The organism is Streptomyces sp. NBC_01244, assembly GCF_035987325.1.
Taxonomy (GTDB): domain Bacteria; phylum Actinomycetota; class Actinomycetes; order Streptomycetales; family Streptomycetaceae; genus Streptomyces.
The window spans coordinates 1,276,174-1,296,663 of record NZ_CP108488.1 but is presented as its reverse complement, the minus strand read 5'-3'; the positions used below and the strand labels follow the sequence as shown (position 1 = coordinate 1,296,663).

Annotated in this window: 15 protein-coding genes; 9 read left to right on the top strand and 6 right to left on the bottom strand. The window is 68.4% G+C overall.

Features of this window, described 5'->3' with window-relative positions; all coding sequences use genetic code 11:
• Positions 1–148 precede the first annotated feature (148 nt).
• The 5 genes from OG247_RS05505 (at position 149) to OG247_RS44760 (ending at position 4,933) form a co-directional block, all read left to right on the top strand.
• A complete protein-coding gene (locus OG247_RS05505; protein ID WP_267039866.1) occupies positions 149–733 on the top strand; it encodes a hypothetical protein in 585 nt (194 codons plus the stop codon).
• 28 nt (positions 734–761) lie between these two features.
• Positions 762–2,042: a peptidoglycan-binding domain-containing protein gene (locus OG247_RS05500; RefSeq protein WP_327251141.1), complete on the top strand. Its 1,281-nt coding sequence runs from the start codon at positions 762–764 to the stop codon at positions 2,040–2,042.
• Positions 2,039–2,776 carry an ABC transporter ATP-binding protein gene (locus tag OG247_RS05495; protein WP_327251140.1) on the top strand — a complete coding sequence of 246 codons (738 nt, stop codon included), beginning with the start codon at positions 2,039–2,041 and terminating at the stop codon, positions 2,774–2,776. Before OG247_RS05500 ends, OG247_RS05495 begins: the two co-directional genes overlap by 4 nt.
• Complete coding sequence (locus OG247_RS05490) at positions 2,773–4,002, top strand: ABC transporter permease (protein WP_327251139.1); 1,230 nt, start codon at positions 2,773–2,775, stop codon at positions 4,000–4,002. Before OG247_RS05495 ends, OG247_RS05490 begins: the two co-directional genes overlap by 4 nt.
• Positions 4,003–4,612: 610 nt before the next feature.
• The gene (locus OG247_RS44760) at positions 4,613–4,933 is read left to right on the top strand and encodes a hypothetical protein (protein WP_442813226.1); all 321 of its coding nucleotides are present in this window, start codon (positions 4,613–4,615) and stop codon (positions 4,931–4,933) included.
• 208 nt (positions 4,934–5,141) lie between these two features.
• Here OG247_RS44760 and manA read toward each other — a convergent pair whose 3' ends face one another.
• The 4 genes from manA to mmsA form a co-directional block, all read right to left on the bottom strand.
• On the bottom strand, positions 5,142–6,293 hold the full coding sequence (gene manA, locus OG247_RS05480) for a mannose-6-phosphate isomerase, class I (RefSeq protein ID WP_327251138.1): 1,152 nt from the start codon (positions 6,291–6,293) through the stop codon (positions 5,142–5,144).
• Positions 6,294–6,477: 184 nt separating this feature from the next.
• Positions 6,478–7,587 carry a sugar-binding protein gene (locus OG247_RS05475; RefSeq protein ID WP_327251137.1) on the bottom strand — a complete coding sequence of 370 codons (1,110 nt, stop codon included), beginning with the start codon at positions 7,585–7,587 and terminating at the stop codon, positions 6,478–6,480.
• A gap of 82 nt (positions 7,588–7,669) precedes the next feature.
• A complete protein-coding gene (mmsB, locus tag OG247_RS05470; RefSeq protein WP_327251136.1) occupies positions 7,670–8,992 on the bottom strand; it encodes a multiple monosaccharide ABC transporter permease in 1,323 nt (440 codons plus the stop codon).
• A complete protein-coding gene (gene mmsA, locus OG247_RS05465) occupies positions 8,989–10,536 on the bottom strand; it encodes a multiple monosaccharide ABC transporter ATP-binding protein (RefSeq protein WP_267039711.1) in 1,548 nt (515 codons plus the stop codon). The genes mmsB and mmsA overlap by 4 nt, the downstream gene beginning before the upstream one ends.
• A gap of 273 nt (positions 10,537–10,809) precedes the next feature.
• Here mmsA and OG247_RS05460 point away from each other — a divergent pair, with 273 nt between their 5' ends.
• Both OG247_RS05460 and OG247_RS05455 read left to right on the top strand, forming a co-directional pair.
• Positions 10,810–12,027, top strand: coding sequence for an ROK family transcriptional regulator (locus tag OG247_RS05460; protein WP_327251135.1), 1,218 nt, complete (start codon positions 10,810–10,812; stop codon positions 12,025–12,027).
• Between the two features lie 40 nt (positions 12,028–12,067).
• Positions 12,068–12,991 carry an ROK family protein gene (locus OG247_RS05455; RefSeq protein WP_327251134.1) on the top strand — a complete coding sequence of 308 codons (924 nt, stop codon included), beginning with the start codon at positions 12,068–12,070 and terminating at the stop codon, positions 12,989–12,991.
• Positions 12,992–13,498: 507 nt separating this feature from the next.
• On the opposite strand, the gene OG247_RS05450 is transcribed toward OG247_RS05455, so the two are convergent.
• Both OG247_RS05450 and OG247_RS05445 read right to left on the bottom strand, forming a co-directional pair.
• Positions 13,499–15,847, bottom strand: coding sequence for an ATP-binding protein (locus OG247_RS05450; RefSeq protein WP_327251133.1), 2,349 nt, complete (start codon positions 15,845–15,847; stop codon positions 13,499–13,501).
• 605 nt (positions 15,848–16,452) lie between these two features.
• Positions 16,453–17,619, bottom strand: a complete 1,167-nt coding sequence (locus OG247_RS05445; protein WP_327257348.1) for an extracellular solute-binding protein — start codon at positions 17,617–17,619, stop codon at positions 16,453–16,455.
• Positions 17,620–17,984: 365 nt separating this feature from the next.
• On the opposite strand from OG247_RS05445, the gene OG247_RS05440 reads away from it, so the two are divergent.
• Positions 17,985–18,155, top strand: a complete 171-nt coding sequence (locus OG247_RS05440) for an FCD domain-containing protein (protein WP_327251132.1) — start codon at positions 17,985–17,987, stop codon at positions 18,153–18,155.
• A gap of 819 nt (positions 18,156–18,974) precedes the next feature.
• Positions 18,975–20,444: a hypothetical protein gene (locus OG247_RS05435; RefSeq protein ID WP_327251131.1), complete on the top strand. Its 1,470-nt coding sequence runs from the start codon at positions 18,975–18,977 to the stop codon at positions 20,442–20,444.
• Positions 20,445–20,490: the final 46 nt, after the last annotated feature.

Genomic DNA, 20,490 nt, shown 5'->3' with positions numbered 1-20,490 from the left:
ATCGGGCGCCGGCTTTCCCTGCGCCAAGTGGTATCGCGTCGAATGTTTCTGCGGCATAACAGAAAACTGGAACGCCCATGAAATGCCGAGCCGCGTATTCCTTGGTGCCGACGGCCGAATCCGGCCCTAGGGCGAAGGGTACGAGAAGATGAAGATCAGCACACTGATCCGGCCTGCTCCCACGCTGCGCACGCCTTCCAGGCTCCGGCGGGGGCTGGCCGGTGTGGGGGTGGGAGTGGCGGCACTGGTGCTGGCCGGCTGCGGCGGCGGCCAGGACGGCGGCCCGAAGGTGGCCAGCCTCGGCAACGGCTCGCAAGCCGGGAGTTCGGCGAGTCCGTCTCCGGGGGCGGCGAACCCCGAGGACGCACAGCTGCAGTTCGCCCGCTGCATGCGCGACAAGGGCGTGGACGTGCCGGACGCGCAGGCGGGCGGTTCCGTCAGGCTCGGCGGTCCGGGCCAGGACCCGACCAAGGTGCAGGCGGCCCTGCAGGAATGCCAGCATTTCCTCAGCGCCGGCGGTTCGAGCATGAACGACCCGAAGGCCAAGGACATGCTCACCAAGATGGCCCAGTGCATGCGCGAGCACGGCGTGAACATGCAGGACCCGGACGGAAGCGGTTCGCTGCGCGTCGAAGGAAATGTGGACCCGCAGAAGATGGACGCGGCGAACAAGGCGTGCCAGTCGGTCATGTCGAAGCCGGCCGGCTCTGCGCCCGGGAGCGGTGCGGGATGATCCACCGACAGAACAGGATGACGTGCCAATGAACCCTGACCACGGCGCAGCGGCCGGCCCCGGCACGGTCACCGGCCCACCCGACCCCGACCCGATCACCGCTGCCCTCCCGGTACCCGGCACGCCTGCCTCCGAGGCGGCGCGCCCTGGCCGGCGGGGAGGTCGCTGGCTGGTCGTCTGCACGGCGCTGGTCTTGGTGGCAGGCTGCGCCGCAGCGTACCTCGCGGTCCGCCCCACGGGAGACAAGCAGGTAGCCGGCACGGCCCGGCCGACGACAGCAGCGGTCACCAGAACCGACCTGGTGGAGCAGGACAAGGTCGACGGGACGCTCGGCTTCGACGGCTCCTACACGATCACCGCGGGCTCCGGTTCCGGTCCCGGCACGGCGGGTGGCGGCCCATCCAGGACGTCCGGTGCGTCGAACGCGGGTGCCAACGTGCTGACGTGGCTGCCCGCTCAGGGACAGACCATCGAGCGCGGCCAGCAGGTCTACCGCGTGGATGACAAGCCGGTTCCGCTGCTGTACGGGTCGGTCCCGTCCTGGCGTGACCTGAAAGTGGGCGTGTCCGACGGTGCGGACGTGCAGGAGCTGAAGGAGAATCTCAAGGCCCTCGGCTACGGCAGCGACCTGGCCGACAACAAGCACTTCAGCGATGCCACCGCCCAGGCGGTCAAGAGCTGGCAGAAGGCTCAGGGGCGGTCACAGACCGGCACGGTCGCGCTCGGGGATGTCGTGGTGGAGCCCACCGCGATCCGGGTCGCCTCCGTCACCGGGACGGTCGGCGCCCCCGCTTCCGGCACGGTGCTGAGCGCCACCGGTACGAACCGGGTGGTCAGCGTGAACCTGGCGACCGGCAAGGTGGCCTTGGCCAAGCAGGGAGCGGCCGTGCAGGTACAGCTGCCTGGCGGCACGACGACCTCAGGTCACATCAGCGACGTCGGCACCGTCGCCACAGCCCCCGACAACGCCGGCAGGGCGGGCCCGGCAGGCAACAGCCAGGCCGGCTCCGGAACCGACAACGCCACCATCAAGGTGAAGGTCACGCTCGACAAACCCGCGGACGCGGGCAGACTCGACGGGGCCCCGGTCACGGTGCTGTTCACCAGCGACGAGCGCAAGAACGTGCTGGCCGTACCGGTGACGTCGCTGCTGGCCACCGTCCAGGGCGCCTACGCCGTCCAGGTCGTGGCCGACGACGGCACCACCCGCCTGGTGCCCGTCACGCTCGGCATCTTCGCCGGTGGCAACGTGGAGGTCACCAGCCCGGACCTGCACGAAGGCGTGAAAGTGGAGGTCCCCTCCTCATGATCCCCGTCATCGAACTCGACGGCGTCGGCAAGTCCTACCCCGGGGGCGTACACGCACTGCGCGAGGTCTCCTTGCGGGTATGGCCCGGCGAGCTGCTGGCCGTCGTCGGCCCCTCCGGGTCCGGCAAGTCGACGATGCTGCAGCTCATGGGAACCCTGGACCGGCCAACCGCTGGACACGTCAGGGTGATGGGCCACAACGCCGCCCGCCTGACCGACCGTCAGCTGTCAGCCGTGCGCTCCCGCTGGATCGGCTTCGTCTTCCAGCAGTTCTTCCTCACCCCACACCTGAGCGCGGTGGAGAACGTCGCCACCGGGCTGCTCTACCACGGTGTGCCACGACGACGCCGCCGCTCCCTCGCCGCCGAGGCGCTGGGACGCGTAGGCCTGGGCCACCGGCTCGCCCACCGGCCCCACGAACTCTCCGGCGGTGAACGGCAGCGCGTGGCCATCGCCCGCGCCCTGGTGGGGCGGCCCGCGATCGTGCTCGCCGACGAGCCCACCGGAGCGCTGGACTCCGCCTCCGGCACCCAGGTGATGCGGCTGCTGCACGAGCTCAATGCCGACGGCACCACCATCGCCGTCATCACCCACGACCAGACCATCGCCCGATCGCTGCCCCGCCGGGTCGAGATCCTCGACGGCCGCATTCGCTACGACAGCGAACCACTCGACCCGATGACAGCCGCGGTGATACTGCCCCCGCCGCGCTACGAGCCTAGGGACGAGACGTGAACACGGTCACCGCACCGACCCGGACCGAGGCACCCGCCCCACTACCGGCGTCCGCCCGCCTCAGCCCCGGCGACGTCATCCGTGTCGGACTGGTCGGCGTCCGCGGGCGCCCGCTGCGCGCGTGCCTGTCCGCCCTCGGCATCGCGATCGGCATCGCCGCGATGGTCGCCATCCTCGGCATCACCGCCGGCAGTCAGGCACAGATCGAGGCCCAGATCGCCAAGGTCGGCACCAACCTGCTCACCGCCACCACCGGACAGGACCCGTTCGGAACCAAGTCCGAACTACCCGCGGAATCCGCGACCATGGTGAGCCGGATCGCACCCGTGCGCCAGGTCTCCGCCGTGGGCACGGTCTCCAACGCCACCGTGCACCGCAACGACAAGACCGACCAGCGCGACACCGCCGGCATCGCCGTCCAGGCCACCCGGCTCGACCTGCCCGCCACCATCGGCGCCACGATCGCCAAGGGCACCTGGCTCAACGCGGCCACCGAGCAATACCCCGCAGTCGTCCTCGGCTCCGTCGCCGCCGACCGGTTCGGCATCCACACCCCCGGCACGGCCGTCTACCTGGGCGGCCAGTGGTTCACCGTCGCCGGCATTCTGAGCCCCGTCACCCTCGCCCCCGAGATCGACCGCTCCGCCCTGATCGGCTGGGACGCCGCCGCCAAGCTCGGCTTCGACGGACACCCGACCACCATCTACGTACGCTCCGCCGACGAGGCGGTCAACGACGTGCACGACGTTCTCGCACAGACGGTCAACCCGCAGCACCCCGAACAGGTGAACATCAGCCGCCCCTCCGACGCCCTCACCACCGCGCTCGCCGTCAAGAACACCTTCAAGCTGATGTTCCTCGGGCTGGGAGCGATCGCCCTGCTGGTCGGAGGTATCGGAGTCGCCAACACCATGGTCATCTCCGTGCTCGAACGACGAGCCGAGATCGGCCTGCGCCGGGCCATCGGAGCCGGCCGCGGCCAGATCAAGCTGCAGTTCCTCGCCGAATCCGTGGCCCTCTCCGCCCTCGGTGGCATCAGCGGCGTGGTCATCGGTCTGGCCGTCAGCGTCGGCTGGGCACTCAACCAGAACTGGCCCGTCACCATCCCCACCCAAGCCGTCCTCGCCGGCGTAGGGGCCGCCGTCACCATCGGAGCCCTCGCCGGCCTCTACCCGGCAACCCGCGCTGCCCGCACCTCCCCCGCCGAAGCACTCGCATCCAGCTGACCACCACCGTTCACCACACCCGGTGCTCCTCACGCGGACAAGCAACTCCCCGGTCTCAGTTCTGGTCTCATTCACCACCGTCCGGCCAGGTTCAACGACTGGTCAACGACCACCTCCGCCGCAGGTCAGCACCGGTACGGACGCCGGTGAACTGCATTCGAGAGAATTGGAAAGCGTGTTGGGCGCATTCCCCGTACCGCGGGGAATGCGCGAGCCCTGGCCTCCTGGAGGTCAGACAGGCTGCCCTCGAACAGAGGCCGGCCACCACTGCATGAGCCGAGATCGGGTCATCGGCTGGATTCACGGTACAGAGGGCGGCCGTCCCATCCCGGGGCCGACCTGGACCGAAGGCTCCGCATCGTCGCTGGCGGCTAGAGTCGAATCCGTGAGCGAGAACGAGCACGAAGCGAAGATGGCCCACCCCCGCATGGCGGCGCTCGTACCGGCTGGCCACTACCCTGACCGCCGCCCGCCGCTACCCTGCGGCCGCGCTGGAGGGTCTCTATCGCAAGCGGTGGGAGCAAGAATCCGCGTACTACCCACTCCGCCACACGATCATGAACGGGCGCGTCCTGCGCTCTGGTGACCCAGCCGGCGTCGAGCAGGAAGTGTGGCCCTGCTCACGCTCTATCAGGCACTGCCGACTGTGATGGGCGAGGCCGCCGAGTCCCTGCCCGGCAACGGTACGGACCGCTGCCGCTTCACCGTCGCCCTCCAGACCGCCCGTGACCTGGTCGTCCAGCCCGCCGGCATCGACAGCTCTCCAGATGGCTACCAGTGGCCTCATCCACAAACTCGGCCCCGGCCTCTACGCCGCCAGAGCATGGACACCAACACCGCTTGCATGACCTGCGAGAACGCTAATTACCCGGCCTTGGGCCAAATCCCCCGGACCGAGGGCGCCTTCGGCGAGCGTCAGCGGCTCGCATAGCCAGACGAGTTCCGTGCGGAGCACGTCATCGCTACGTGAGTCCGATCTCGGAGGAAGCCGCAGACGTTCTCGTGCTCAGTGGTTTCGTCAAGCGAACAGAGCCTGGAAGGTCATGTCGGACTTGGCCGCTTTGCATTCTCGGCGCACGGGAATCGATACGCGGGGGAGACCGAGAGCGCTCAGCAGCAGCCGGTCGGACAGCGTCGCATCAGGCTACGACGGTGGCGCGAAAGACCGTGCCCGTACCGGAGAGTTCGGTCGTTTCGTCCGCCGGCACGAAGACCGACTCGCCGGGGGAGAGGGTCACTCCGCTCGCCTTGGGCCGACCTGCGACGGCGAGCAGGATCTGAGGCGTGGGGGCGGTGAGGTCGGTGGGCGCGGCGCCCCGCGACCGTACGAAGCGGGAGAGCCGGAACTCGTCGACGGGGGTGTCGTAGATCTCCTCGCCCGACGCCGAGGTCCGGGGGCGCAGAACGGCCGGTTCGTTCGGTTCGAAGCGGACGATCTTCAGCAGCTCCGGGACGTCGATGTGCTTGGGCGTGAGTCCGCAGCGCAGCACGTTGTCGGAGTTGGCCATGATCTCGACGCCCAGGCCGTCGAGGTAGGCGTGCGGGACGCCCGCGCCGAGAAAGAGGGCCTCGCCGGGCTGGAGTTCGACGTGGTTGAGCAACATGGCGGCGATGACGCCGGGATCGCTCGGGTAGTGGTGGGCGAGGGCGGCGTACGGGGCGTGCGCACCGCCGAGGCGGGCGGCGGCCGCAGCGGCTTCGGCGACCGTGTGCACCATCCGCTCGCGGTCGGCAGTGAGCAGGGCCGTCATGACCTCGCGCAGCGCGGCGTCTTCGGGGCGCACGTCCAGCAGGTCGACGTACGGCTTGAGGGAGTCGACGCCCAGTGCGCCGATGAAGCCGGCTGCCTCGATGGGGGTGCGGAAGCCGCACAGCCCTGTGAACGGTGTGAGAGCACAGATCAGTTCGGGCTTGTGGTTGGCGTCCTTGTACGTGCGGTGGGGAGAGTCGATCGGAATTCCCCCAGCCTCCTCGGCGGCGAATCCGGCCCGCGCCTGGGCGAGGTCGGGGTGTACCTGGAGGGAGAGCGGGGCGCCGGCGGCGAGCAGCTTCAGGAGGAAGGGCAGGCGCGGGCCGAACGTGTCGACGGCCGCGGCGCCCAGTTCGCGTACGGGAGCGGCGTCGATGAGCTCGTTCAGAGGTCCGCGCGCCGTGCGGGACGGCGCGCCGGGGTGGGCCCCCATCCACATCTCGGCCTGGGGCTCACCGGTGGGGGCGGTGCCGAGGAGTTCCGGGATGGCGGTGGTGGAGCCCCAGGGGTAGGGGCGGACGGTGTTGTCGAGGCGGTCCATCGAACGTTCCAGCTTCCTCGGTGCGGGAGGTGACTCCGCGACGTGGGCGGTGCGGGGGCCGTGCGGGAGGGCGCGCAGGTGCGCCTTCGGCGCGCGTGTGGACAGGCGCGCCCGTACGGAACCCGTGGCGGCATACAGCGACGCGCGCGCCGGAAGGGGGCCGGCGCGCGCGTCAGTGGTGCGGCTACTTGGTGAGGGCAGCCAGCTTGGGGTCGGTGGCGTAGGCCTCGGCCGCGTTGGCCTTGGTCACGATCACCGGCGGAAGCAGGTAGGCCGGGACGATCTTGATACCGTTGTCATACGACTTCGTGTCGTTGACCTGCGGCGCAGTGCCCTCCTGCAGGGCCTTGACCATGTTGATGGTCTCCGAGACCAGCTTGCGGGTGTCCTTGTTGATGGTGGAGTACTGCGCACCCGCCATGATGGACTTGACCGACTCGGCCTCGGAGTCCTGGCCGGTGACGACCGGCAGCGGCTTGCCGGCGCCCTTGACCGAGGTGAGGATGGCGCGGGCGAGGGTGTCGTTCGGCGAGAGGACGCCGTCGAGGGTCTTGCCCCCGTTGTAGGTGGAGGTCAGCAGCGAGTCCATGCGCTGCTGGGCGTTCTCGGCCTTCCAGCCCTGGATGGCGGTCTGCTTGACGTCCGTCTGGCCGGAGCCGACCACGACGTCACCCTTTTCGATGAGCGGCTTGAGGACGTCCATCGCACCGTTGAAGAACACGGCGGAGTTGTTGTCGTCCGGCGAGCCGGAGAACAGCTCGATGGTCCACGGCCCCGTCGGCTTCTTGGCCTTCATGCCCTCCAGCAGCGCCTTGCCCTGCAGCTGACCGACCTCGAAGTTGTCGTACGCGATGTAGTAGTCCACGTCCGGGGTGTTGGTGATGAGGCGGTCGTAGGCGATGACGGTCGCACCCGACTCCTTGGCCTGCTTCACCTGGGTCGAGAGCTGCGCGGCGTCGGTCGCGCCGATGACGATGACCTTCGCGCCCTTGGTGACCATGGCGGATATCTGGTTCTGCTGGTCGGCAACGGTGCTCGAGGCCCCCGCGTACTGAACGTCGGCCTTGAAGCCCGCCTCCTTGAGCCCGTTGGTGAACAGGTCACCGGCGAGGACCCAGTTCTCCGAGGTCTTGGACGGCAGAGCTACACCGATCAGGGAGTCGGCCGCGAAGCCCTTGGCGGAGGAGGCAGTGCCGCCCCCCTGGCCATCGCGCTCGTTGGAACAGGCGGTGGCACCGAGCGCCATCATGGTCACGGCACCGACCGCGACTGCCTTCATAAAGAGGTTGCGCATGGTGAATTCCTTTTCGTGGGCCATCGCGGGAGGGGAGTCCAGCGGAGGGTGTCCGCCTAGGCGGACAGCGGGGGATGTCCGCCTAGGCGGGGGTCTTGCGGTGCGACAGCGGGCGAACGGGGAGCGGTTCGCTGTCGCTGGGTGAAGCAGGCCGTTCGGCCGCGGGCGATGACCCCTGGCGGCGGAACGGACGTGTGATGGAGCCGATGACCGAGAAGCGGCCCTGGCTCTTGTTGTAGACGTCGAGCGCGACGGCGAGTAGCAGCACGAGACCCTTGATGATCTGCACCAGGTCCACGCCGACGCCCATGAGCTGCAGCCCGTTGTTGAGCAGCGCCATGACCAGGCCGCCGACGATCGAGCCGCCGATGGTGCCCAGGCCGCCGGAGACTGCCGCGCCGCCGATGAACACCGCCGCAATCGCGTCGAGTTCCCAGCTCAGCCCGTCCTGCGGACCGGAGGCCGCCGAGCGGGCCACGAAGATCATGCCGGCCAGGGCGGAGAGGATGCCCATGTTCGTCATGACGAAGAAGTTGACCCGCTTGAGCTTCACGCCGGACAGCTCGGCCGCGCGGGCGTTGCCGCCCACTGCGTAGATGCTCCGGCCGCCGACGGTGTTGCGGGTGTAGAAGGAGTAGACCAGCACCAGGACGATCAGGATGATGCCCGACACCGGCAGGCTCGTCCCCACGCGACCGCCCGCGAAGCGCAGCGTGGCGAAGATGATGACGCCCACCATCAAGGCCACGCGCACACCGGAGATCCACAGGGGTGCGCTCTGCGTGCCCATCTCTCGCCGAGTGCTCCGGGCACGCGATTCCCGCCACACCACGGCGACACAGGCGATGATGCCCAGCAGCAGCGTCAGGTTGTTGTAGCCGGTGCTGGGGCCGACCTCGGGCAGGTAGCCCGCGCCGATCGAACGGAAGCCCTCGGGGACCGGGACGGTGTCGGCGTTGCCGATGAACTGGTTGCCGCCACGGAATATCAGCATGCCCGCCAGCGTGACGATGAACGCCGGGACGCCGACGTAGGCCACCCAGAATCCCTGCCAGGCCCCGATGGCCGCGCCGACCAGCAGGCCGAGCAGGATCGCCAGCGGCCACGGCAGGTCGAAGTGTTGCATCGACTTGGCGACCACGATCCCGGTGAACGCCGCGATCGAGCCGACCGAGAGGTCGATGTGCCCCGCGACGATCACCATCAGCATCCCGATGGCGAGGATGAGGATGTAGGAGTACTGACTGACGACCGCGATGAGGTTGCCCGACGTCAGCGTGAGCCCGTTGGTCAGGACCTGGAACAGGAGGATGATCGCCACCAGAGTGAAGATCATGCCGAACTGCCGGCTGACGGAGGTGCTGCCCCCGAAGAGGTTCTTCTTGACTTCTTGGAATCCGCTCATGACACCGGCATCTTCTTGTTAGTGGTCATCTGGGTCATCAGGCGTTCGGGGTCGACATCGGCGCGTGCTACCTCGCCCGTGATGGCCCCCTCGAACATCGTGTAGATGCGGTCGCACAGACCGATCAGCTCGGGGAGTTCCGAGGAGATGACGACGACCCCCCGGCCCTGCGCGGCGAGCCGCTGGATGATCCCGTAGATCTCGAACTTCGCGCCGACGTCGATACCGCGTGTCGGCTCGTCGAGGATCAGCAGGTCCGGGTCGGTGAACATCCACTTGGCCAGGACAACCTTCTGCTGGTTGCCGCCGGAGAGCGTGGCGACGCCCTCATCGACCGTGGGTGTCTTGATCCGCAGGTCGCGGCGGTACCCCTCGGCTACGCGGTACTCGGCGACCTGGTCGATCACACCACCCCGCGCGACCTTCGCGGGCTTGGCCGCCACGACGGAGGTCTTGATGTCGTCGAGGAGGTTGAGACCGATCGCCTTGCGGTCCTCGCTGACGTAGGCCATGCCGTGCTTGATCGCGTCGGAGACCGACTTCACCTGTATCTCCGCGCCGTTCTTGAAGATGCGGCCTCCCAGCCACACCCCGTAGGACCGGCCGAACAGGCTCATCGCGAGCTCGGAGCGACCGGACCCCATCAGACCCGCGAAGCCGACGACCTCGCCGCGGCGCACCGTGAAGTTGGACCCCTTGCACACCAGTCGCTCGGTGGAGATCGGGTGGCGCACCGTCCAGTCGCGGACCTCGAAGAGCACCTCGCCGATGTCGGGCGTGTGGTCGGGAAAGCGGCTGCTGAGCTCGCGTCCCACCATGCCCCGAACGATCCGGGCCTCGTTGACCCCGTCGGCGTGCACGTCGAGCGTCTCGATGGTCCGGCCGTCGCGCAGGATCGTGATGGAGTCGGCGATCGCCTCGATCTCGTTGAGCTTGTGCGAGATGATGATCGACGTGATGCCCTGCCGCTTGAACTCGCGCAGCAGGTCGAGAAGGTGCCGGGAGTCGGCCTCGTTGAGCGCGGCGGTCGGCTCGTCGAGGATCAGCAGCTTCACGTCCTTCGCGAACGCCTTGGCGATCTCGACGAGCTGCTGCTTGCCGACGCCGATGTCCATGATGAGCGTGTCGGGGTCCTCTTTGAGGCCCACTTGCTCCATGAGTTCCAGGGCACGGCGCTGGGCGACCTTCCAGTCGATGGCCCCGCGCCTGCGCGGCTCGTTGCCCAGGAAGAGGTTCTCGGTGATCGACATGCCGGGAACCAAGGCCAGTTCCTGGTGGATGATGACGACGCCGGCGTCCTCACTTGCCCGGATGCCCCTGAAGCGGACCTCGTGGCCGCCGTAGAAGATCTCGCCGCCGTAGGTGCCGTGCTGATGCACCCCGCTCAGCACCTTCATCAGCGTCGACTTCCCGGCGCCGTTCTCCCCGCATATGGCGTGGATCTCGCCTGTGCGCACTACCAGGTTGACCCCGGCTAGGGCGGTCACGCCCGGGAAGGACTTGGTGATCGAGCGCATCTCGAGCAAGGCCGGGGCGGCGCTCATGACAGGAGCTCCGCTCCGCGCTGCCGACTGGGACCGGACCGGACCGGTCCCAGCGGGACAAAGGGTGATGTTGGCATCGTTTTCTCCCAAATCCTCTCCCGCATCCGGACCGCAGTGAATGGGGTGACACATCCACTGCTTGGACCTCATGTGCTGCGGGGTGTTGCTTGTGGCGAGACTGTAAATCCAATTGTTTTACTTAGTCAACGCCCTGGTGCAGAATGTCGTCAGCGGCAGATCAGGGAGGCCTCCATGCGGCGAGCGGGAACGAATTTGCCCAAAGTCGGGCGTTACAACCAGGCGGTAGTGCTGGAGCAGATCCAGAGAGCCGATGGCACCAGCAGGCTGGAGATCGCCCAGAAGACCGGCCTGACCCCGCAGACCGTGTCCGGGATCGTCCGACGGTTGCTCGACGAGGGGACCGTGCGCGAGGACGGGGCGAGCCGGGTGAGCAGCGCCGGGAAGCCTCGCACCACCCTGCGGATCAACGCCGACGCGGGCAGCGCCGTGGGCGTGCACTTCGATCCGACCGAACTCGCGTGTGTCGTGGTGGACCTGCTCGGCAGGCCGCTGGTCACGAAGCGGGTCCCGACACCGGCGGGCGCGGAGCCGGCTGAAGTCGTGGCCGCGATGGCGGACCTGGTCGAGGAAGTGCTGACGGAGGCGGCTGTGCCCCGTGAGCGCGTCCTCGGCCTCGGGCTGGCCAGCCCCGGCCCGATCGACCAGGAACACGGCATGGTGGTGGCGCCGCCACAGCTGGCACACTGGGCCAGGGTCCCGATCAAGCAGATGCTCGGCAAAGCCACCGGTCTGGCCGTGACCCTGGACAACGACTCCAGCGCCGCGGCGATCGGCGAACGGTGGGCGGGCGCCGGACGAAGCGCCGCGAACTTCGCGTACTTCTTCATCGGTACCGGCATCGGTGGCGGACTGATCCTCAATCACCAAGTCCACCGTGGCGGGTCGTTCAACGCCGCGGAGTTCGGTCACATTTCCGTCGTGCCGGACGGTCTGCAGTGCTACTGCGGGAACCGGGGCTGCCTGGAGACCCTGGTGAGCCCGGCCGCGATCGTCGTCGAGACGCATCGCAGGCTCCTCGCGGGCGTGGGGAGTTCGCTGGCCGAGCGCTTCCGAGCCGATCCAACCTCGGTCGACCGTGCGGCCGTCCGTGACGCGTTGGCCGCCGGTGACCCGCTGGCCACCGCCGTCTTTGGTCAAGCCGCGCAGCACCTCGCCACCGCGGTGGTGAACGTCGTCAATGTGACCGACGTCGACCTGGTCGTCTTCGGCGGCCACGGCATCCGTCAGGTCGGAGAGCTCTATGTCGAAGCGGCCAGGGAAGCCGTCGCCACCAGGGTGATGTCCCGTCACATTCGCGTAGTGGATGTGACGTTGTCCCCGCTGGGCGCCGATGCTGCTGTAGTGGGCGCCGCGGCGCTCGTCCTCCACACCACTTATTCGCCGCACCTGTCGGCACTCCTCTCGGACTGAACGCGTCAGCTCGGACTGGCCGCAACAGAAAGGACCCTCCATGGACCAGGAAGCCGTGCTCGCGGTGGACATCGGGGGCACGAAGATCAGCGCGGGCCTCGTAGACGCGAAGGGCCGGGTGTACCGGCACGCCGAGGTCCCCACACCCGCCACCGGTCCCTTGCTCGACGACGCGCTGCGGCAGCTGCTCACATCAGTGCTGGACGGCGCGATACCCCGGGCCGTGGGCCTGGCGTGCGCAGGGCCGGTGGATCCGCCGCGCGGCACGGTGAGTCCGGTGAACATCCCGGCCTGGCGGGACTTCCCGCTGGTGAGCCTGGTCGGCGACATCGTGCCCGGTGTACAGGTGGGCCTCGTGGGTGACGCCATCGCTGCCGCGCTGGGCGAGCACTGGCTCGGCGCCGGACAGGGGGCGGTCGCGATGCTAGGCATCGTCGTGTCCACCGGCATCGGAGGAGGCCTCGTGCTCAACGGGATGGCGTACCCGGGTCCCAGCGGCAACGCCGGCCACATCGGCCACGTGGTGGTCGACCCGGCCGGCCCGCCCTGTGTGTGCGGTGCGACCGGCTGCGTCGAGACGTACGCCAGTGGCCCGTCCATGGTCCGCTGGGCCCGCGAGCAGGGCTGGACCGGATCCGACGCCCGTGCCCTCGCTGCAGACGCGGCAGACGGCCAGGTCGTGGCCGTGGCTGCGTTCGACCGCGGCACCCGAGCTCTGGCGCGCGGAATCATCGACACCGCGACGCTGTGTGACGTCGACCGGGTCGTGATCGGCGGTGGGGTGGCGGCCGCGGGCCCGGTGCTGTTCGAACCGCTGCGGCAGCACCTGGCACAGTCGGCCACTCTGAGCTTCGTGCGGCGCGTGACCGTGGAACCGTTCGCGATGGGACGGCACGGCGGCCTGCTCGGCGCCGCACGCACCGCATGGCTCGCGTCGCAGGTCGACGCGGTGGTGTGCCGATGACGGGCGCCGCGACGCGGCGGACGGCCGACGCACTGACCTGATGTGCGCGCGGTCCGGCGCCGGCGTGATAGGGCGGAACGATTCAGTTCCGACGGCGAGCGGCCCGCGGGGCTCCGGCAAGGCCGGGGCCCCGCGCCGGGGCCCCGCGTCCCTCACCTCGGCTTTTACCTTTCGGTACGTCGTTCGGCTCCTTTGGCCGCGAGCAGGGCCGCCCGCGGCCAAAGGGTGCGGGATCGGGGATGCGCAGGGACCGTAGGGCAGGAAGGAAGCGGCTGCTGTGGTCATCGGAACTCCCTGAAGCGTGGGCAATGCCTACACGCTCCCCGGTACCTGCGCCGCACACATCCGTAGGACTACCTACTCCCTACCTGGACGCCCCTCGGTCGGGTAGGGGCGTGCCCGGCCAGGGGTCTCAAGCTCCTACGCGCCACTGGCGGCCGGCGGAGATGCCTTCAGCCGCAGTGGGTGGGGCCACCGGGCGGGGCGCCGGGCTCCGCAGCCTCGTGATCAGCTCTTGCCGTGTCGGGTGGCCCAGGCGGCGACGTGGGCACGGGAGGTCAAGCCGAGCTTGGTGAGGACGTGGTCGACGTGCCCTTCGACGGTGCGCGGGGAGATCACCAGCTTCGCGGCGATCTGCTTGTTGGACATGCCCTGCGCGACCAGCTCCGCGACTTGCTGTTCGCGCGCGGTCAGCGGATTGGGCTCGGCCGGTGCGGCGCTCGCCTCGGCTGCCGGCACGGGCTCCTCCTCGGCGCCGAGTGCGTAGTCGACCGCGGTGCCGAGGTCGAAGGCGAAGCCGCGGGCCACCCCCGCCTCGAACGGGGTCTCGCCGAGTCCCTGCCTGATCTGCGAGGTGGCGGTGTCGACGAGGGCGGACTCTGGGTCGCTGACGAACTCGGAAATTCCGAACACGCGGGAGATGCGTCGACGTGCGCCGAGCAGGACGGCAGCGCGTGCGAGATCGCCGTCAGCCGCTGTTGAGCACAACAGGACCACTAGGGCCGCCGACAGACCAAGCGGGTTGTTGAACTCGTGCGCGATCCTGATGGCTTCGCGCGTGTACGTGATCGCGGAGGTGTTCTCACCGGCGCCGTACTCCGCGACGGCCCGACTGATCAGTGTCCAGGACAGGGCGAAACGCTCACCGAACTCGATATTGCAGCGCTGCGTCTGCTCGAAGGCGGAGACCGTCTCGTCGTAGTTGCCGAGCAACGCATGCGCGACGGCCAGCATGCTGTGCGAGGCTGCGCGCTCGGGAGCTCCGGCGTACTCCGGGCAGGAAAGGGCCTCCCTCGCGTGGGCGATCGCCGCGACAAAATCGCCGCGGTGTACCGCGAGCTCCGCCCCGACAGCGAGAGCACGTGCGGTCAGCAGCGGATCGTGCAGCGTGCGCGCCAGCGCCAGGCCTTCCTCCCAGGCCGCCTCCGCAGCGGCGAGGTCCTGCTGGCTGGCGCAGATCGAGGCCAGGTTCCGCAGGGACATGACGCGTGCAGGGCTCGGCTCCGTGCTTGCGGTCAGGGCACGCTCCAGCCACGCCCGCCCCTCGGCCATTTGGCCGCTGCCGTGCCAGTACTGCAGGAGGGCGGCGGTGAACCTGAGTCCGGCGTGTTCCTCCCCCGGTGTGGAGAGGCAGTACTCCATGGCGGCGCGCAGGTTGCGGTAGTCGCGGCGCAGACGGCGTGACCACGACAGCTGGTCGGGGCCGTACCACTGCGCTGCCATCTGCTCGGCGAGCTGGAGGTACCAGTCGCGGTGGCGTCGGACCAGTTCCGCTTCCTGGCCCGTGGCGCGCAGCCGGGTGCGTCCGTAATGGGCCAGGGTCTCCAGCAGCCGGTACTGCGCCTGCCCGAGATGCTCCTCCTGGACGAGGACGGACTTGTCCAGCAGCCCGGCGACCAGCACCATGACCGCCTCGGGCGGGACGTCCTCGCCGGAGCAGACTCCCTCGGCCGCGTCGAGGTCGAACCAGCCGGCGAAGACCGAGGCACGCGCCCACAGCAGCCGCTCCTGCGGCGAGCAGAGCTCATAGCTCCAGTCGATCGCCGCCTCAAGGCTGCGATGCCGGGCCGGCGCCGTGCGGTCGGAGGTGCCCAGAGAGCCCAGCCGCTCCTCGAAGCCCCGCACGAGCTGTCCCGGTGTGAACATCCGGGTTTGGACCGCGGCCAGCTCGATGGCCAGCGGCAGGCCGTCCAGCCGTCGGCACAGCCGAGCCACGTCGGGCCAGTCGTCCCGGGCCAGGGCGGCCCCACCGACTGCGGCGGCTCGCTCCGCGAACAGCACCAGCGCCGGGTACTGCGGGGGCCCGGTGGAGCTGCGGGCGAAGTCCTCACCGGGCTCCGGATCCGCGGCCGGGACGGACAGAGGTGGCACCCGCCACACGTGCTCACCGGTGAGCCACAGCCGTTCGCGGCTCGTCGCCAGCACCCGTACCTGCGGAGCCTGCCGGATGACGGCGTTGATGAGGGCCGCGCACTCTTCGACGACCTGCTCGCAGTTGTCGAAGACCAGCAGCATCTGCCGCTCGCGCAGGAACTCGGTGATGATCTCAGTCGGATCACGGTCCGACTGGTCGTGGATCTCCAGGGTCTCCACCACGGCGGATCCCAGTGCCGACCGATCCGACACCGAGGAGAGGTCGAGGAAGCGCACCCCGTCCGAGAACGCCCGACGCAGTTCTGTCGCCACACGCGTCGCCAGCCGTGTCTTGCCGACGCCGCCGACGCCCGTCAGGGTTACCACCCGGGCCTCGGACAGCGCGGCCTTGACCGCGCCGATCTCCTGTCGCCGCCCCACGAAGCTCGTCAACTCGACCGGCATGCCGGCGTCACCCCAGCGGGTCTGCACGGCAGTGACCATATTCGGAACGGTAGGTCGGCCCTGGAGGAACGTCAAAAGGTGCTCGGCCCGGTGGCCGGCCGCTGCTGGTGTGTTGTCCTAGGTGTGGATATAATGTTTATGCCCGATTTGATGGTGGCGCAGGGCGCTGAAACTCATGATCGCGGCGGCCTAGTCGAGGTGCCGGTGTGTCCAGGCCCGCGGTGTTCCGAGCGCTGGCTGCGCTGGCGGATGCCGGGGTGGTGGAGTTACCGGTAACCGAGGACAGCGGCGCCGGCCGCCCCGCGGCGCGCTCGGTTCCCGTGGAATGCGGGCACGTGACGGGCGTCGACATCGGCCCCCACGAGCTCTTTGTGACGGTCGCCGACCCGGCGGGCGCTGTGCTTGCAGAGCGGCGTGTGGTCACTCTGCTCGGGGCGGCCGAAGTCACGGTGGTACGTCCTTCAGCGGCATCGTCCCGCAGTGCCTTGCTGCTCTCGCCCCTGACACCGACGTCTACGACGTGGTTGCCTGGTGCTCTCCCATCCCGCTCAGCTCCATCTCCCTCGGGCCTGAAGTGTGCCGGCGTAGGGGCGAGAACCGCTCTGCCGGACGAGTCGTCCTCGGGTCCGATTGCCGTCCGTCGCCTAACGCGGTTGCCCCTCGGCCTTCTTGGCGTCGTTGGCTATCCCGTCCAGGGCGGTGGAGGGGCTGCCGCCGGAGGTCATCGCGGTGCCTATATTTCGCTTGATGCTGTCGCTCACCACGGCCCATGAGTTCTTGCCGACGGGGGGCAGCTCCGAGGTCGGCAGCTCCTCCAGGAACCTCGCCAGGTCTTCGTGCCCGGCATCCGCTTTCATCTGCTGGGTCACCGACATGGTGACGGGCAGCAGATTGTTGCGCGTTGCGAATTCCTTTACGTTCTTGTCCTTGAAGACGAAGTTGAGGAACGTGCCCAGTTCCTCGCGGTGTCCGTTCCGCTTGAACGCCATCATCCAGTCGACCGCCGCCGGGGCCGGGGTGCTCTCGCCGCTGCGGCTCGGCACAGGTACTACGCCGACTCTGATCCCTGCAGCCTTTGCGGCCTGCAGCAAGGAGGGATACCCGTTGACCATGCCCGCCTCGCCACGCAGGAACGCCGCGTAGGCGTCCCTGCGGTTGAGCTTGTTCACCGGGACGGGACCGGTGAGCCCCTCCGTGACGAGGTTCTCCTTCAGCCATTTCAAGCTGTTGACGTTGTTCGTCGAATTGATCGTGTACGACCCGATGGAGCTGGTGTATCCGCCTTCGCCTCCCAGCATCCAGGCCATCGTCTCGATCTGGGCCTCCTCGGGCCCCAGCGGCACGGCTATCGGGTACGAGACACGGGTGCGGCTGTTCAGCTTCTGAGCCGCCGCCTTCAGCTGGTCCCAGGTCCTCGGGGGGTTGGGGATGCCTGCTTTTGTGAACAGGTCCTCGTTGTAGAAGAGGAGCCGGGTCGAGGCAGTGAACGGCATGCCGTACTGGGTCTTGTCGTGTTCTCCCGCGACGGCGAACGAGCGCACGAAGTTCGCCTGCACGGTGATGGAGAGCAGGCTGTCGACGGAGTAGAGATCGCCTCGCTCTGCGAAGTCGGCGTACGACTTCAGCTGCGCCAGGTCCGGTGCTTGGCCCGCCTTGGTCATGGCGGCGACCTTGCCGTCCACGTAGTCCCAGGGCTCGACGTCCACCTTGACCTTGATGTCGGGATGTGCGGCCTCGAACGCGGTGATCAGATCGTTCCAGTACTGCTCGGTGTTGTCGGACTGGCCCCTCACCTCGTAGTCGGCAACCACCAACCGCAAGGTGACTCCTTCGACGTGTTTGTCGGCGCAGCTTGCCGTGGAGAGGGAGAGGACCAGAGCGGTAGCGGCCGCTGTCAGGACATGGCGGTGCCTCGGCACGGTGTTACCACCTTCTTGTGTGCGGGAACTGACGGCAGAATTGCCCGCCTCGCCGCCGGATGTGGAGGAGGCGGGCAGCTCGTGGTGCTACTTGACGGATACGGCCGACAAGTAGGAGACGACAGTGCGCTCGATGAGCGCGGACAGGATGGCGACGGGCACGATGGCGATGACCGGGCGGGCGAACAGTGGTGAGGTGGTGGAGCTCTCCGTAGGCCTCGCCGCGTCGCTGAGTCGGACCCAAAGGGAGGGCGTGGGTGACCCGCATCTTGGAACAGCACCGGGCGGTCTACGAGGCCATCGCCAGCCGCAATGGCGACCTTGCACGCTCGTGGATGACCGTGCACGTCGCTGGGGTGGACGTTCGCGCCACGCCATATCGGCGCCCGCGCGGTCGGGTTGGAGCTCCCGTCGATCGGCGAGCATAGCACCGGGTTCCCGCTTCCGGCGGTGATCAGTTCATTGCCTCGAGCTCCTCGGCCGCTCCCACGCAGTCATCGGATCCGTCGCGGATGAATAGGTACAGGCCCCTATTGTTCCGCTGGCGACAAGGCGCTTCTGTGGGACATGTCCGGTCCGTTCTTCAGGTCGGACAGGGGGCCTCACCGCAGGGAGTCGCCATGAACCGTCCTCATGCTCCCGACCACCGTCAGGTCGCTCGGCCTGCTCGGTCGTGGCGGGTCTCCGCCCTCCTCTCGCTTTCCTTGGTCCATACGGGCCGACGGATCAGGCGAAGGATGAGGCCTCCATTCGGGGCCGGCGACAGCCCTGGCGAACCGCACGTCCGGCCGTGGTCCCGGATGCCCGGGTTTCGGTAGCCCCACCGCCCGCCGTCTGACGGCGGCGCCCCTGAGCGACGGCCCGCGGCCGCCTTCCCGCCCTGACCGGCGCGGCCGTGGGCCGTCTTCCTGTGCCATGCGGACGGTTCCATCAAAGTGCGATCCCTCCCTTGTTCGTCGCTGATGCAGCCATTTTTTACCGGGGTGTTGACTAGATAAAACAATTGGATTTACAGTCCTGGCCACCGGAGTAGCCGCAGCGCACGAAGGCTGGCAGACCCTCCACCAGGAACGGGCCCTGGTCCCCGGTATGCCGATCACCGAGAACGTCCAGTACCCCACCATCGACGGGGTCGCCGCCCCTCCGCCGCGTATCGGTGGCGGCCCCTCGAACGGGCTTCCCCTCGCCGGCGCATCACCCCGGAAGGTCCTGCACCACACCCCTGCCTCACCCATCAAGGAGCCGCCATGTCCGGAATCAGCCGTCGCAACATCAACCGGGGCGCGTTGGGCGTCATCGGACTGTGCCTGGCCGCAACGGCGTTGCCGGCGGGCGCAAGCGCAGTGCTCCTGGCCAGTCCCGCCAGCGCAGCGACCAGTAGCGTCGTCCCGATCGATTTCTCCTCGCTGACCCAGCCCACCGACGCCGTCTCCAACCAGGTGGTCACGGTCCTGCGCAACAGCAACAAGTTCGCGGTGACCACTTGGTGGGACACCACGAAGAACTACGACGCGCAGACGGGCGCCTACCTGGACTTCGGCGGCACCGGTGAGAACAACATCCGCCCGGGGGCCGCGCAGGTATTCGGTCTGGCGACCGCGCTGAGCATGGGCGTGTACTCCCCGACCCAGACCGGGGTGACGAAGGCGGCAGCAGAGGCGATGGCCGTCAAGCTGATCAGCTCGCTGGCCTACCGGCACAAGGTCAACCTGGGCAGCACCGGCTGGGGCGACCACTGGCAGAGCGCGCACTGGACGGCCTTCGCCGGCACCGCCGGCTGGCTCATGTGGGACAAGCTGTCCACCACGGACCGCGAGAATGTCCGCAAGATGGTGGAGTACGAGGCCAACCGCTACAACACCTACCAGCCCGGCTACTACCGCAACGCCGACGGCACCTACGCCTCCCCCGGCGACACCAAGGCCGAGGAAGTCGCCTGGAACAACACCGTCCTCGCCCTGGCCGCATCCATGATGCCCGACCACGCCAACAAGCAGACGTGGATGAAGCAGGTCGTCGCGCTCTCCCTCAAGGCCAACTCCCGGCCCTCGGACGTCGGCACCGGCGCGGACGCCGGGAAGACCATCAATGGCTTCAGGCTCGGCAGCATGGCGGGCTCCAACGTCAACCAGGACGGCACCGTCGTCAACCACGACATCGTCCACCCCGACTACATGGAGTCGTTCGCCATCAACCTCAGCGGCGCGCTCACCCTGGGCCTGTCCAAGCAGGACACCCCCTACGCGGTACGCCGCAGCTATGACCGCATGTACGACGCCCTCGTCGACCTGAACTTCCCCGCCGGCACCATGCCCTACACCGACCCCAAGATGGCGACCAAGAAGTTCAACAGCCCCGGCGGGAAGATCTACGCCGGCACCAACACCACCCCGGGTGACAACAGCGACATCTACTACCCCATGGGCAACGACTGGGGCTCCTCCCGGCGCATGCAGTTCGCCACCATGGATGTCTTCGCCGACAGCTTCAAGGAAGACGGCCTCGCCAGCGTCAAGGGCGCCACCTGGGCTGCCCAGCACCTCAACAAGGTCCAGAAGATGCAGGAAAGGTCCGCCGACCGACGCACCTACACCAGCGCAGGCGAGGACTACTACCCCGGCCGGGAAGAGTGGGTCTCCCACCACGCCGCCTGGGCCTACCTCGCCAGAGTCATCAGCACCAACGGCATGTACAACGTCACCCAGGCCTCCTACTGACGGGACCCTCCACCGCGACGACGGTCCGCTGGTTCTCCAGCGGGCC